The sequence below is a fragment of the Vibrio sp. JC009 genome (assembly GCF_029016485.1).
GTDB lineage: Bacteria > Pseudomonadota > Gammaproteobacteria > Enterobacterales > Vibrionaceae > Vibrio.
Window position 1 is genome coordinate 24688 of record NZ_CP092106.1, and the last position, 14316, is coordinate 39003.

7 protein-coding genes, 1 tRNA gene and 3 rRNA genes are annotated in these 14316 nt (G+C 48.1%); 6 read left to right on the plus strand and 5 right to left on the minus strand.

What is annotated here, in order from left to right:
- Positions 1–156: 156 nt before the first annotated feature.
- From L3Q72_RS00105 to rrf (L3Q72_RS00120), 4 genes are all read left to right on the plus strand, one after another.
- Positions 157–3046, plus strand: a 23S ribosomal RNA gene (locus tag L3Q72_RS00105).
- A 198-nt stretch (positions 3047–3244) separates the two neighbouring features.
- Positions 3245–3360, plus strand: a 5S ribosomal RNA gene (gene rrf, locus L3Q72_RS00110).
- A gap of 206 nt (positions 3361–3566) precedes the next feature.
- A tRNA-Thr gene (locus tag L3Q72_RS00115) sits at positions 3567–3642 on the plus strand.
- 134 nt (positions 3643–3776) lie between these two features.
- Positions 3777–3892: ribosomal RNA gene (rrf, locus tag L3Q72_RS00120) — 5S ribosomal RNA — on the plus strand.
- Between the two features lie 164 nt (positions 3893–4056).
- Here the strand turns inward: rrf (L3Q72_RS00120) and ilvY are convergent.
- Positions 4057–4947: an HTH-type transcriptional activator IlvY gene (gene ilvY / locus L3Q72_RS00125; RefSeq protein WP_275130693.1), complete on the minus strand. Its 891-nt coding sequence runs from the start codon at positions 4945–4947 to the stop codon at positions 4057–4059.
- Positions 4948–5080: 133 nt separating this feature from the next.
- Between ilvY and ilvC the strand changes: the two genes are divergently transcribed.
- Complete coding sequence (ilvC, locus tag L3Q72_RS00130; protein ID WP_275130694.1) at positions 5081–6565, plus strand: ketol-acid reductoisomerase; 1485 nt, start codon at positions 5081–5083, stop codon at positions 6563–6565.
- Positions 6566–6860: 295 nt separating this feature from the next.
- Here the strand turns inward: ilvC and L3Q72_RS00135 are convergent, their stop codons facing one another.
- The 4 genes from L3Q72_RS00135 to L3Q72_RS00150 all read right to left on the minus strand — a co-directional run bounded on the left by L3Q72_RS00135 (position 6861) and on the right by L3Q72_RS00150 (position 12067).
- The gene (locus tag L3Q72_RS00135; RefSeq protein ID WP_275130695.1) at positions 6861–7115 is read right to left on the minus strand and encodes an accessory factor UbiK family protein; all 255 of its coding nucleotides are present in this window, start codon (positions 7113–7115) and stop codon (positions 6861–6863) included.
- Positions 7116–7228: 113 nt separating this feature from the next.
- A complete protein-coding gene (locus L3Q72_RS00140; RefSeq protein ID WP_275130696.1) occupies positions 7229–10348 on the minus strand; it encodes a multidrug efflux RND transporter permease subunit in 3120 nt (1039 codons plus the stop codon).
- An 11-nt stretch (positions 10349–10359) separates the two neighbouring features.
- Positions 10360–11466: an efflux RND transporter periplasmic adaptor subunit gene (locus tag L3Q72_RS00145; protein ID WP_275130697.1), complete on the minus strand. Its 1107-nt coding sequence runs from the start codon at positions 11464–11466 to the stop codon at positions 10360–10362.
- A 13-nt stretch (positions 11467–11479) separates the two neighbouring features.
- On the minus strand, positions 11480–12067 hold the full coding sequence (locus L3Q72_RS00150) for a TetR/AcrR family transcriptional regulator (RefSeq protein ID WP_275130698.1): 588 nt from the start codon (positions 12065–12067) through the stop codon (positions 11480–11482).
- A gap of 183 nt (positions 12068–12250) precedes the next feature.
- On the opposite strand from L3Q72_RS00150, the gene rep reads away from it, so the two are divergent.
- Positions 12251–14266 carry a DNA helicase Rep gene (gene rep, locus L3Q72_RS00155; RefSeq protein ID WP_275130699.1) on the plus strand — a complete coding sequence of 672 codons (2016 nt, stop codon included), beginning with the start codon at positions 12251–12253 and terminating at the stop codon, positions 14264–14266.
- Positions 14267–14316: the final 50 nt, after the last annotated feature.

Here is a 14316-nt window from a genome sequence, read left to right on the forward strand (position 1 = left end):
AAAACAACACATTCAAGTGTTCTTGGGAATGACATTTATGTTGTTCATATTTGAGTCCGGCAAAATCGTGTCTGCACATGTATAAAAATGCAGACAAACTTTGGTTGTTTGATTAAACAATCTTAAGCGTTTCTTCGAAACTTCTTGGGGTTGTATGGTTAAGTGACTAAGCGTACACGGTGGATGCCTTGGCAGTCAGAGGCGATGAAGGACGTATTAACTTGCGATAAGCCCAGATTAGGCAGTAAAAGCCACTTGAGTCTGGGATTTCCGAATGGGGAAACCCACTTACATAAGTAAGTATCCTTAACTGAATACATAGGTTAAGGAGGCGAACCGGGGGAACTGAAACATCTAAGTACCCCGAGGAAAAGAAATCAACCGAGATTCCGAAAGTAGCGGCGAGCGAAATTGGACTAGCCCTTAAGCTTTTAATGATACAGGTGAAGGCTCTGGAAAGTGCCGCGATACAGGGTGATAGCCCCGTAACCGACATGTCATTTTAAGTGAAATCGAGTAAGGCGGGACACGTGATATCCTGTCTGAATATGGGGGGACCATCCTCCAAGGCTAAATACTACTGACTGACCGATAGTGAACCAGTACCGTGAGGGAAAGGCGAAAAGAACCCCTGTGAGGGGAGTGAAATAGAACCTGAAACCGTGTACGTACAAGCAGTAGGAGCCTCCTTTGTGGGGTGACTGCGTACCTTTTGTATAATGGGTCAGCGACTTATATTCAGTGGCAAGGTTAACCATTTAGGGGAGCCGTAGGGAAACCGAGTCTTAACTGGGCGTTTAGTCTCTGGATATAGACCCGAAACCAGGTGATCTAGCCATGGGCAGGTTGAAGGTTGAGTAACATCAACTGGAGGACCGAACCGACTAATGTTGAAAAATTAGCGGATGACTTGTGGCTAGGGGTGAAAGGCCAATCAAACCTGGAGATAGCTGGTTCTCCCCGAAAGCTATTTAGGTAGCGCCTCGGACGAATACTACTGGGGGTAGAGCACTGTTAAGGCTAGGGGGTCATCCCGACTTACCAACCCTTTGCAAACTCCGAATACCAGTAAGTACTATCCGGGAGACACACGGCGGGTGCTAACGTCCGTCGTGGAGAGGGAAACAACCCAGACCGCCAGCTAAGGTCCCAAATTATAGCTAAGTGGGAAACGATGTGGGAAGGCTAAAACAGCTAGGATGTTGGCTTAGAAGCAGCCATCATTTAAAGAAAGCGTAATAGCTCACTAGTCGAGTCGGCCTGCGCGGAAGATGTAACGGGGCTAAGCTATAAACCGAAGCTGCGGCTGCATACTTTGTATGCGGGGTAGGGGAGCGTTCTGTAAGCCGTTGAAGGTGTATCGTAAGGTATGCTGGAGGTATCAGAAGTGCGAATGCTGACATGAGTAACGATAATGGGGGTGAAAAACCTCCACGCCGGAAGACCAAGGGTTCCTGTCCAACGTTAATCGGGGCAGGGTAAGTCGACCCCTAAGGCGAGGCTGAAAAGCGTAGTCGATGGGAAACGGGTTAATATTCCCGTACTTCTTACAATTGCGATGGGGGGACGGAGAAGGCTAGGTGGGCCTGGCGACGGTTGTCCAGGTTCAAGTGCGTAGGCTTGAGAGTTAGGTAAATCCGGCTCTCTTTAAGGCTGAGACACGACGTCGAGCTGCTACGGCAGTGAAGTCATTGATGCCATGCTTCCAGGAAAAGCCTCTAAGCTTCAGATTGTAAGGAATCGTACCCCAAACCGACACAGGTGGTCGGGTAGAGAATACCAAGGCGCTTGAGAGAACTCGGGTGAAGGAACTAGGCAAAATGGTACCGTAACTTCGGGAGAAGGTACGCTCCTGACGGTGAAGTCCCTAGCGGATGGAGCTATTAGGAGTCGCAGATACCAGGTGGCTGCAACTGTTTATTAAAAACACAGCACTGTGCAAAATCGTAAGATGACGTATACGGTGTGACGCCTGCCCGGTGCCGGAAGGTTAATTGATGGGGTTAGTCTTTGGACGAAGCTCTTGATCGAAGCCCCGGTAAACGGCGGCCGTAACTATAACGGTCCTAAGGTAGCGAAATTCCTTGTCGGGTAAGTTCCGACCTGCACGAATGGCGTAATGATGGCCACGCTGTCTCCACCCGAGACTCAGTGAAATTGAAATCGCTGTGAAGATGCAGTGTACCCGCGGCTAGACGGAAAGACCCCGTGAACCTTTACTACAGCTTGGCACTGAACATTGAGCCTACATGTGTAGGATAGGTGGGAGGCTTTGAACCCGTGTCGCCAGATACGGTGGAGCCATCCTTGAAATACCACCCTTGTATGTTTGATGTTCTAACTTAGCCCCATTATCTGGGGTGAGGACAGTGCCTGGTGGGTAGTTTGACTGGGGCGGTCTCCTCCCAAAGAGTAACGGAGGAGCACGAAGGTGGGCTAATCACGGTTGGACATCGTGAGGTTAGTGCAATGGCATAAGCCCGCTTGACTGCGAGAATGACAATTCGAGCAGGTGCGAAAGCAGGTCATAGTGATCCGGTGGTTCTGAATGGAAGGGCCATCGCTCAACGGATAAAAGGTACTCCGGGGATAACAGGCTGATACCGCCCAAGAGTTCATATCGACGGCGGTGTTTGGCACCTCGATGTCGGCTCATCACATCCTGGGGCTGAAGTCGGTCCCAAGGGTATGGCTGTTCGCCATTTAAAGTGGTACGCGAGCTGGGTTTAGAACGTCGTGAGACAGTTCGGTCCCTATCTGCCGTGGGCGTTGGAGAATTGAAAGGGGCTGCTCCTAGTACGAGAGGACCGGAGTGGACGAACCTCTGGTGTTCGGGTTGTCATGCCAATGGCATTGCCCGGTAGCTAAGTTCGGAATCGATAACCGCTGAAAGCATCTAAGCGGGAAGCGAGCCTTGAGATGAGTTCTCCCTGGCAGTTTAACTGTCCTAAAGGGTTGTCGTAGACTACGACGTTGATAGGCAGGGTGTGTAAGCGTTGTGAGGCGTTGAGCTAACCTGTACTAATTGCCCGTGAGGCTTAACCATACAACACCCAAGGGGTTTTGATGGACTCAAAGCAAGAACGAATAAACTTGAATGTGAATTGAGAATCTGGCCCTGGGCCCTGGGAACGGACTTCGTCCTACAGGCACTGGGAAAAGAAAAGACAGCTTTCCGAATTGATAAGGTACTTTGTCCCAGGGCCTATAAACCCAGGGCCCAGGGCCTTATAAAAAGAATTTGCTTGGCGACCATAGCATTGTGGACCCACCTGATTCCATGCCGAACTCAGAAGTGAAACGCAATAGCGCCGATGGTAGTGTGGGGTTTCCCCATGTGAGAGTAGGACATCGCCAGGCTTTGAACATAAATTGTTCCCGTAACTTGCATCTTTTGCCGTTGCGATGCTCATGTACTAACGTACACTGCGCTTCTCACGCCAAAATCTGCGGCGTTACAGAAACAATTTAACGTCCAAAGCGGTCAAGCGTAAGACTTTGGATAGAAGAAAATGAAGGACCCGTTCGACGAACGGGTTTTTTGCTCTTCACTGAGCGAAAACTGCGCTGATATAGCTCAGGTGGTAGAGCGCATCCTTGGTAAGGATGAGGTCCCCAGTTCGAGTCTGGGTATCAGCACCAGAATATAAAGGCCTTGGGCCCTAGGAACGAACTTCGTCCTATAGGCTCTGGGTACAAAACAATTAGCTTTAAATTAATAAGGTGCTCCTTCCCAGGGCCTATAAACCCAGGGTCGAGGGCCTTAAAAGAATTTACTTGGCGACCATAGCATTGTGGACCCACCTGATTCCATGCCGAACTCAGAAGTGAAACGCAATAGCGCCGATGGTAGTGTGGGGTTTCCCCATGTGAGAGTAGGACATCGCCAGGTTCATATCCGAAGCCTCAGTCGAAAGACTGGGGCTTTTTCGATCTTAGGGATATGAGGTGATGGGGGCGGGCTTTGCCCTTGAAGGCAATAGGGAAAAGACTAGAATCTTCCATAGCCCCATAGCCCCATAGCCCCATAGCCCCATAGCCCCATAGCCCCATAGCCTACGGCGTAATAAATTTCCCTTCAGCCAATTCCCAAAGCGCTTTTACTAGCGGATCGTTTAGCTTAGAGCGGTTACAGCAGATCCCCAGATCGAAAGGTTTGATGGATTCTACTTTTAGACGCTGGATCTTATCTTTTACCGGGCTGTTGTTGATAACAACGTCTGGTGCTATTCCAATACCACATCCAAGCGCTACCATACTCACAATTGCTTCATGCCCCGATACCTGAGCATAGATATTGGGTTTTATCTTCATTGCCTTAAACCAGTGATTTGCCCTGTCTCTTGCTGTTCCTGCTTCTGGCAGGATGAAGGGAATCTGATTCCAGTCTGGGGTTTCTTTCTGAAGCTCCAGAGAAAAGCTGCTTACACCTGTTGGAGCGATTACAGACAAAGGAATCGTGCTGATTGTTTCAAAGGCCAGACGGGCTGGTAGGTGTTCTGGTTTTGCTGAGATCGCAATATCCGCCTCATCTTCAAGAATTTTATCGATCGCCTGAGCGGGATCGCCCGTCGAAAGCTTAAGCTCTATCTGCGGGTAGTTAAGACGAAAATCATTAAGTAGGTCAGGAAGATGGCTGTAGCTGGCGGTTACCGAACAAAACAGACGCAGTTCCCCTTTAAGCTCTTTTGTCTGCTCAGACAGGCTCGACTGATAGTCATACCAATTATTAGTAATACTCAAAGCGATAGGTAATAACTTTCTCCCTGCATTAGTCAGGTCTACACTTCTGTTGTCTCTGATAAACAGGCTCTGCCCAACCTCTTCTTCAAGCTTCTGAATCTGGCGGCTCAGGGCAGAAGGACTAATGTGCATAGCTGTCGCAGTTTTACTAAAGTTTTTACTGTCGCAGAGGTGTATAAAGAGCTGCAGGCTTTTGATGTTCATAATATCCATGTTGCATTAATTGCAATTACATGTTGTGAATATATCACTTTAAGCAATTTAAATCCTGCATTACTATGTGGACATTCGACAAACGAGTCGACCAACGGAAAGTTTCTCAAAGGAGTCTCTAAAAATGGCTAACTATTTCAACACACTAAACCTACGTCAGCAGCTGGACCAGCTTGGTCGTTGCCGTTTCATGGATCGCGAAGAGTTCGCGGATGAAGCAGAATACCTGAAGGGTAAGAAAGTAGTAATCGTAGGTTGTGGTGCTCAGGGTCTTAACCAGGGTCTAAACATGCGCGATTCTGGTCTGGACGTTTCTTATGCTCTACGTCAGGCTGCTATCGATGAAAAGCGTCAGTCTTTCAAAAACGCATCTGAAAACGGCTTCAACGTAGGTAGCTACGAAGATCTTATTCCACAGGCTGACCTTGTAGTTAACCTGACTCCTGATAAGCAGCACACAAACGTTGTTGAGACAGTAATGCCTCTAATGAAAGAAGGCGCTGCACTGGGTTACTCACACGGCTTCAACGTTGTTGAAGAAGGTATGCAGATCCGTAAAGACCTTACAGTAGTAATGGTTGCACCTAAGTGTCCTGGTACTGAAGTACGTGAAGAGTACAAGCGTGGTTTCGGTGTTCCAACACTGATCGCTGTACACCCAGAGAACGATCCTAAGGGCGAAGGCTGGGATATCGCTAAAGCATGGGCTGCAGCTACAGGTGGTCACCGCGCTGGTTGTCTTGAGTCTTCTTTCGTTGCTGAAGTTAAATCTGACCTTATGGGTGAGCAGACTATCCTTTGTGGCATGCTACAGGCTGGTTCTATCGTATGTTACGAGAAGATGATTGCTGACGGCATCGACGCTGGTTACGCTGGTAAGCTTCTTCAGTACGGTTGGGAAACAGTAACTGAAGCACTGAAGTTCGGTGGTATCACTCACATGATGGACCGTCTGTCTAACCCAGCTAAGATCAAAGCATTCGAGCTTTCTGAAGAGCTGAAAGAGCTAATGCGCCCTCTATACAACAAGCACATGGATGACATCATCGAAGGTGAATTCTCAGGCACTATGATGGCTGACTGGGCAAACGACGATGTTAACCTGCTTAAATGGCGTGAAGAGACTGGCGAAACAGCATTTGAAAACTACCCAGAATCAGACGTTGAGATCCCAGAGCAAGAATACTTCGACAACGGTATCCTTATGGTTGCTATGGTTCGCGCCGGTGTTGAGCTTGCATTCGAAGCAATGACTGCATCTGGCATCATCGACGAGTCTGCATACTACGAATCACTACACGAGCTTCCACTGATTGCTAACACAATCGCACGTAAGCGTCTGTACGAAATGAACGTAGTAATCTCTGACACTGCTGAATACGGTAACTACCTGTTCGCTAACGTTGCAACTCCTCTTCTACGTGAGAAGTTCATGCCTAACGTTGGTACTGACGTAATCGGTAAAGGTCTGGGCGAAACTTCTAACCAGGTTGATAACGCAACTCTGATTGAAGTGAACGAAGTAATCCGTAATCACCCTGTTGAGTACATCGGTGAAGAGCTACGCGGTTACATGACGGATATGAAGCGCATCGCTGTTGGCGGTTAAATTACTGGTTCTATCGGCTGATTTCGGCGTCAAAGGTGCTCATTTACTATCGTAAACTGCGCGCCTTTTCCTTGAACTCAGTCAATAGCCCTGCGTAATTTAATCCCCCAAAAAGAGATATTAAAAGGGCCTGATTTTTTCAAATCAGGCCCTTTATCATTTTATGAATGAGGTGATTGGGTTACTGTTTATCAGGTGTATGCAGCAGGGAAGCTGCATTCAAGCCTACAGGGATGTATTCACGGCGGCCTGAGAAACAGTAACCCAATCGCCGGAATCCTGACCTCAAATAAACTTACTCTTTATCTGCCAGCTTAGCTTCAATATCCGCTAACTTCTGTTCCATTTCGGTCAGCTTCTGACGGGTGCGCAGCAATACCTGAGTCTGTACATCGAACTCCTCACGGCTTACTACATCCAGTTTGTTTAGCTGCCCCTGAATTACCTGGCGAACTTTTGCATCTACGTCTGCACCCAGCTCTTTTACCGGCTCAGGCATAGACTCGTGAATCTGCTTAGCAACTTGCTCTAGTTTTTTTGCATCAAACATATCGGCTGAAACTCCTTTCTATTTGTGACCATTTTATGCAAATCAATGGCAAAAGTCGTTATATCAGGCAATAAAAAAGGCCACCGAAGTGACCTTTCCATAACAATCTGTAACTACTGTTTTGCTAACTCGCGTTGTGCCGCTTTTGCTTCATCCACTCTTGCCAGCTTTTCCAGATCTTTATCCTCAACAAAAACCGGAAGAGGCTTATGTTTTTCTGCCAGATAAGTATAGATAACCGGAAGTACAAACAGAGTAAACAGAGTACCGATTGCCAGACCGGCAACAATAACAATACCGATACTAAAGCGCTGCGCGGCACCTGCTCCCGTTGCATACATCAGCGGGATAAGACCGGCAATCATCGCAGCTGTCGTCATCAGAATCGGACGAAGACGAACCTTCGCTGCTTCCATTACCGCATCCATTCGGGACTTCTTGTTATGAAGCTGCTCTTCTTTTGCTACCTCACAGATAAGAATACCGTGCTTGGTAATCAGGCCAACCAGAGTAATCAGACCCACCTGAGAGTAGATATTCATAGTTGAAGCTCCCCAGGCCAGTGCGATCAGAGCGCCACAGATTGCCAGAGGTACAGATACCATGATAACAATAGGATCTTTAGCTGATTCAAACTGAATCGCCAGAACCAGGAAGATAATCGCCAGAGCCAGACCAAAGGTGGTAAACAGCGAGCTACCCTCAGTAACAAACTGTCTTGCTTCACCCATATAGTCGTAGGTGTAGCCGGTTGGCAGCTTAGTCTGAGCAACCTCTTCAAACCAGTTAATCGCATCACCCATAGCAACAGTCGGAGACGGTACTGCACCGATAGTGGCAGAGTTCAGCTGGTTGAAGTGTGGCAGTGAACGAGGTTCAGCGACAACATCAATGCTGATCAGGCTGCTAAGTGGGATAGATGCGCCATTGGCTGCACGAACGTAGAAGTTCTTCATCGACTCAGGATTTAAACGGTATTTACGTTCAACCTGAGGAATCACCTCGTAAGAACGGCCACTCAGGTCGATACGGTTTACATAACCGTCTGCCATCATAGTTGCCAGAGTTACGCCGATATCCTGCATGGTAACGCCATAAGCACCTGCTTTATCCTTATCGATATTGATCTTCATGGTTGCAGAGTCGAAGTTCAGATCGATATTGGAGTAAACAAAATACGGGCTCTTCATTGCGTCAGTGAAGATTTCCAACGCGATCTGATACAGGCTTTCAAAGTTATTCGGTGTAGTAATAACAAACTGAATCGGAAGACCTGAACCTGCACCCGGAAGCTCCGGCATCTGGAAGGCGGTTACCGCCATTCCCGGAATATCTTTAACCAGTTGGCCCACACGGTTAGTTACCTCTGCCTGACTTGCCTCGCGTTCACTCCACGGCACCATGGATGCGATACCAAATGCCTGGTTGGAGTTAGGTACCCCCATAAACACTTGCGAGTAGGCTACTTCCGGCTGCTCTGCCATTATCTCGTTCACATCTGCCATGGTGTTCTGCAGATAATCCAGGTTGGCGTTTGACGGGCCGGTACCCATCAGAACCACAATACCGTTATCCTCAGAAGGTGCCAGTTCACTAGGGATAAACTTAAACAGCGATGGCAGGCTGATAAATACGATCAGGGCAAAGCCGATAACCACTGGGCGACGCTGCATAATCGCAGCAAGCATGCGGCTGTAGCGGCTTGTCATTCTGTCCAGAACAGAGTGAACGGCCTGCTCAAAGCGGTTTGGCTTTTCATTTGCTTTCAGCATCTTTGAACACATCATCGGTGAAAGAGTCAGTGCCACAATACCGGAAACAAATACGGCGCCAGCCAGGGTCAGGGCAAACTCCTTAAACAGCGAGCCGGTAATACCGCCCATCATTGCGATTGGTGCATATACCGCGCCCAGTGTTAGTGTCATTGCAATAACCGGAATAGCAATTTCACGGGTACCAATGATAGCTGCACGGAAAGGTGATTCACCCAGTTTGAGATGACGGTCGACGTTCTCCAGAACAACGATGGCGTCATCCACCACAAGACCGATTGCCAGAACCATAGCCAGCAGCGTCATCAGGTTCCATGAGAAGCCCATAGTTTGCATTACCATTGCCACACCAATCATAGACAGAGGAATGGTGACAATAGGGATAATTACCGCACGCAGTGAGCCAAGGAACAGAGTGATAACCACCAGAACGATAAGCGCCGCCTCCACAATGGTTTTAATAACCTCATTGATGGATTCGTTAATCGCGATGGTTGAGTCATAAAGAATGTTCATCTTCATATTGCTTGGCATGTTTTTCTCGATGACAGGCAAGAGGTCACGAACATCTTTGGCGATGTTAATCGGGTTTGCACTTGGTGTTGCGTTGATCGCGGCAACCACAGCCTCGCGGCCGTTAGCGTTCGCACGTACCACATCGTGGCTTTTTTCACGGGTGACTCGGGCAATATCACTCAGGCGGATTAGCTCGCCATTATCCTGCTTAATAACCAGACGTTTAAGCTCTGCAACGCTTGAGATTTGAGTGTCGGCACTGCCGTTATAAAGTACAAATTCACCAATTGACTGACCTGTTGCAGACTGATAGTTATTCGCGCTTAGTACGCCCATCACATCCGTTGCCGTCAGGCCAAGAGCCGCCATTTTCGCCGGATCCAGCCAGATGCGCATTGCGTACTTAGAGCCACCGTAATGGTCGATACTGGCTACACCATTCACAGAGAACAACTGAGGATCCACAACCCGCTCAAGATAGTCGGTAACCTGACTTGAAGCCAGCTCATCACTGGTAAAGCCAAGGTAAAGAACCGCAGTGGTTGAGCCTGTAGACATGGTTACAGACGGATCTTCTGCCTCACCAGGCAACTGCGAACGAACCGAGTTGGTCTTTGCCAGAATATCTGACAGAGCCGCATTCGGATCCGTATTCAGCTTCATGGTGACGGTAATGGTTGAACGGCCCAGCACCGACTGCGAAGTCATGTAATCAATATTGTCTGCCTGCGCAATTGCCTGTTCCAGCGGCTGAGTAATAAAGCCCTGGATCAGATCGGCGCTGGCACCGTAATACCCTGTGGTGACAGTCACCACGGTATTTGTCATTTCCGGATACTGACGAACCTGCATCTTGAACACAGCCTGCAAGCCAAGCAGTGCAATCAGAAAACTGATTGAAACAGCCAGAACCGGACGTTTTATAAAAATATCAGTAAAGCGCATACTTCCTCCGGTTACAGCATTGGTGTTTCTGCTGGCGGGTTAAGAGCATCACTTTCAACAACTTTTACTTTTGCACCATTACTCAGACGAACCTGGCCGGAAGTGACAATCTGACTTCCTGGTTCCACACCTTCCAGAACATGGGCGCTCAGACCTTTACGCTCACCCACCTTAACAACTAACTGCTTAACACGCTTTTCGCCGTTTTCTTCAGAGATGATGTAAACATTGTCGCCGTAAAGGTTAAATGAGATAGCCGTCTGAGGAATAACCACCTGCTCTGCGATAGTTGGTAGGATAATATCTGCACGGGCAAACATACCGCTGCGCAGCTTACCGCCGTTGTTCGGGATATCAGCCTGAATCTGAACCAGGCCACTTTGGTTATCTACAGCTGGTTCGATAGCAGAGATAGTGCCCTTAAAGATATCCTGAGGGTAAGAATCAACGCGGATATCCACCGGCTGCTCAATATAGATACGAGAGATATCTGTCTGAGGAACAGTAAAGCGAAGGCGCATAACACTGGTGTCTTCAAGGCGAACAACATCCGTACCCGGCTGCAGGTACTGGCCTAAGAACACATTCCGGATACCCACAACGCCGTCGAATGGTGCTGAAATCTCACGGCGATCGATAGAGGCCTCAAGTGCGGTGATATCGGCTTTCAGAGAGTAGTACTCTGCTTCAGCTGAGTCATAAGACTCTTTTGAAACCGAGCCTTTCTTATACAGCCCTTTGTAGCGCTTGTATTTTGCCTCAGCAGCAGGCAAGCGCGCTTTTGCACTGTTCAGGTTTGCCTTCTCAACTTCAGCATCCAGCACAACCAGCTTCTGGCCTTTTTTCACCGTATTTCCGGATTCAAACTGAATCTTCTTAATAACACCGCTGGATTCTGCGGTCAGGGTTACCCCCTGATTGGGCTCGATAAAGCCGATAGCCTCGATGGTCGGCACCCAGTCAACGGGGGTCACTTTAGCGACCGTTACCGGGAACTCTGGCTCTGGCATATTTGCCATAAACTCAGCAATTTTTTGTTGTTTAAACATGTTAAAGCCAATGACACTACCAAACAGCAGTAGTGCAAGCAGCAGCATAAAGAAAGTCCACTTTTTCATTGTTTTCTGAACCTTAGTGTTTATGGTTAATTAACGCATCCCAGCTAGCTTCGATGGCTTGCTCCAAAACCTCCTGGCTTAGCTCTGCGCAGTTATTTCTCTGTTTCCTGGCCAGAGTCGAGCTTGACTCTAAACTGACTCCGGACAGAATTTTGCTATCCAGAGGCTTGAACAGCCCCTGCTTTTTACCCGTTTCAAACATCTTATCCATTTTGTAGAACAGCTTCTTTTCCGCTTCCCGGAGCTGCTCGGCATCCACGTCAGCAGAAATTAGCTGTTCATAAAGCAGGTGGCTCTTTACCGCGTTCTGGGTTTTTGAGTAGTTCCAGATATTGAGCCAGAATGTTCTGTACTGCTCCTTCAGAGACATCTCATCAGTAACACCGGCCTGAATAATTTCGGCTGTTTTAGCCAGCACATGCAGACGGGTTTCTCTGAGAAGGTGGTTTTTGTCTTCGAAATAGCGGTAGATAGTACCCGCGGCAACACCGGCTTCGTTAGCCAGTTTTTGCATCGACAAACCTTCAAAGCCATCTTCAGCAATCATTTTTTCAACGGCATTAAGAATGAGAGTCCTTTTATCTTTTGTCTCAGAATTCATATAGTCACCAAAAATGAATGAACGTTCATTCATTAATTGAATCACAATACAGCATGGCGTTTCAATGATTAATTACCCATATGGAAAATAAAAATAGTGGCTTTGAACTGCTTGCGGCGTAGTAAAAATCAAGATTGCCTATTATTATAGGCACCCATTTCCAAGAGTGATTCAGGTAACACGATGAAGCTAAATCCAAGACAAGACGAAGCGGTAAAATATGTCTCAGGACCATGTCTGGTACTGGCTGGTGCCGGTTCGGGTAAAACGCGTGTTATCACTAATAAAATCGCTTATTTGGTTCAGCAGTGTGGTTATAAAGCCAGAAATATCGCAGCGGTAACCTTTACCAACAAAGCCGCCCGTGAGATGACTGAGCGTGTGGGTCAGACTCTTGGCAAGAAGGAATCCAGAGGCCTGATGGTTTCCACTTTCCACACGCTTGGTCTGAATATTATTCGTCGTGAGTATAAGGCTCTGGGCCTCAAGGCTGGTTTCTCCCTTTTTGACGATCAGGATCAGCTGGCGCTATTAAAAGAACTGACAGAAAAGCAGTTAGATGGTGACAAAGATTTGCTGAGACAGCTTCTCAGTACCATCTCCAACTGGAAGAACGATATGCTGACGCCGGATCAGGCAAAAGCTCAGGCCCGTTCTGAGCAAGAGCAACTGTTCGCCTTCTGTTTTGAGATGTATCAGATCCAGATGAAGGCCTATAACGCGCTGGATTTTGACGACCTGATCCTGATGCCGGTACTTCTGCTTAAAACCAATGAAGAGGTACGTCAGCGCTGGCAGTCGAAAATCAGATACCTTCTGGTGGATGAGTATCAGGATACCAACACCAGTCAGTACGAACTGGTGAAGCTGATTGTCGGTGAGCGTGGCCGCCTGACAGTGGTTGGGGATGATGATCAGTCAATCTATTCATGGCGCGGAGCAAAACCGCAGAATCTGGTACTGCTTAGCCAGGATTATCCTAACCTGAAAGTGATTAAGCTGGAGCAGAACTACCGTTCAACCAGCCGCATTCTTCGTGCGGCGAATATTCTGATTGCCAATAATCCGCATGTGTTTGAGAAGACGCTTTTTTCCGAGATCCCGGAAGGTGAAAAGCTTAAGGTTCTTACTGCTAAAAATGAAGATCATGAAGCTGAGCGAATAACGGGTGAGCTTATTGCCCACAAGTTTCTGAATCGCACCGAGTATAAAGATTACGCCGTCCTGTACCGCGGCAACCATCAGTCCCGCCTGATAGAAAAGTCGCTGATGCAGAACCGGGTTCCTTACAAGATTTCCGGTGGCACCTCGTTTTTCGCCAGAGCCGAGATTAAAGATATCATGGCTTACCTGAAAGTGCTGGTGAACCCGGATGATGATAATGCTTTCCTGAGAATCGTGAATACGCCACGCCGAGAGATAGGCCCGGCTACACTGGAGAAGCTGGGCAGCTACGCTAATATGCGCGGAAAAAGTCTGTTTGAAGCCAGTTTTGAGCTTGGACTGGAGCAGCACCTGAAAGGGCGTGGCCTGGAAAACCTGCGTAAGTTTACCCAGTGGGTCGTGGCAATTTCCGATAATGCCGAGCGTGGTAACACGGTTGAAGCGGTTCGTTCTCTGGTTCGTGATATCAACTATGAAGACTGGTTGTACGAAACCTCAGCCAGTGCAAAAGCCGCAGAAATGCGTATGAAGAACGTTTCCGACCTTTATAGCTGGATTGTGGCTGACCTTGAAGGTGACAACTACGATCAGGAAGAGAAAACCCTGAAAGAAGTAGTACAGCGCCTGACACTCAGAGATATGATGGAGCGCGGGGAAGACGACGATGATGCCGATCAGGTTCAGTTGATGACTCTGCATGCATCCAAAGGTCTTGAGTTTCCTTATGTCTACCTGATGGGAGCCGAAGAGGGTATCCTTCCGCACCAGACCAGTATCGATGAAGAAAACGTCGAAGAGGAGCGCCGCCTGGCGTATGTGGGGATTACTCGTGCGCAAAAAGAGCTGACCTTTACCCTGTGCAAAGAGCGTCGTCAGTTTGGTGAGCTAATCAAGCCACAACAAAGCCGTTTTCTGGATGAGCTGCCTTTTGATGATGTTGAGTGGGAAAGAGTGAAGAAACCCCAGACTCAGGAAGAACGAATGGCAAAAGGGCAGGCACATATCGCGAATCTAAAGGCAATGTTTAAGAAGTAGCGTTTTCCTTGAGAGTAAGAAAAGGGTTAGACAAAAAATCTAACCCATAG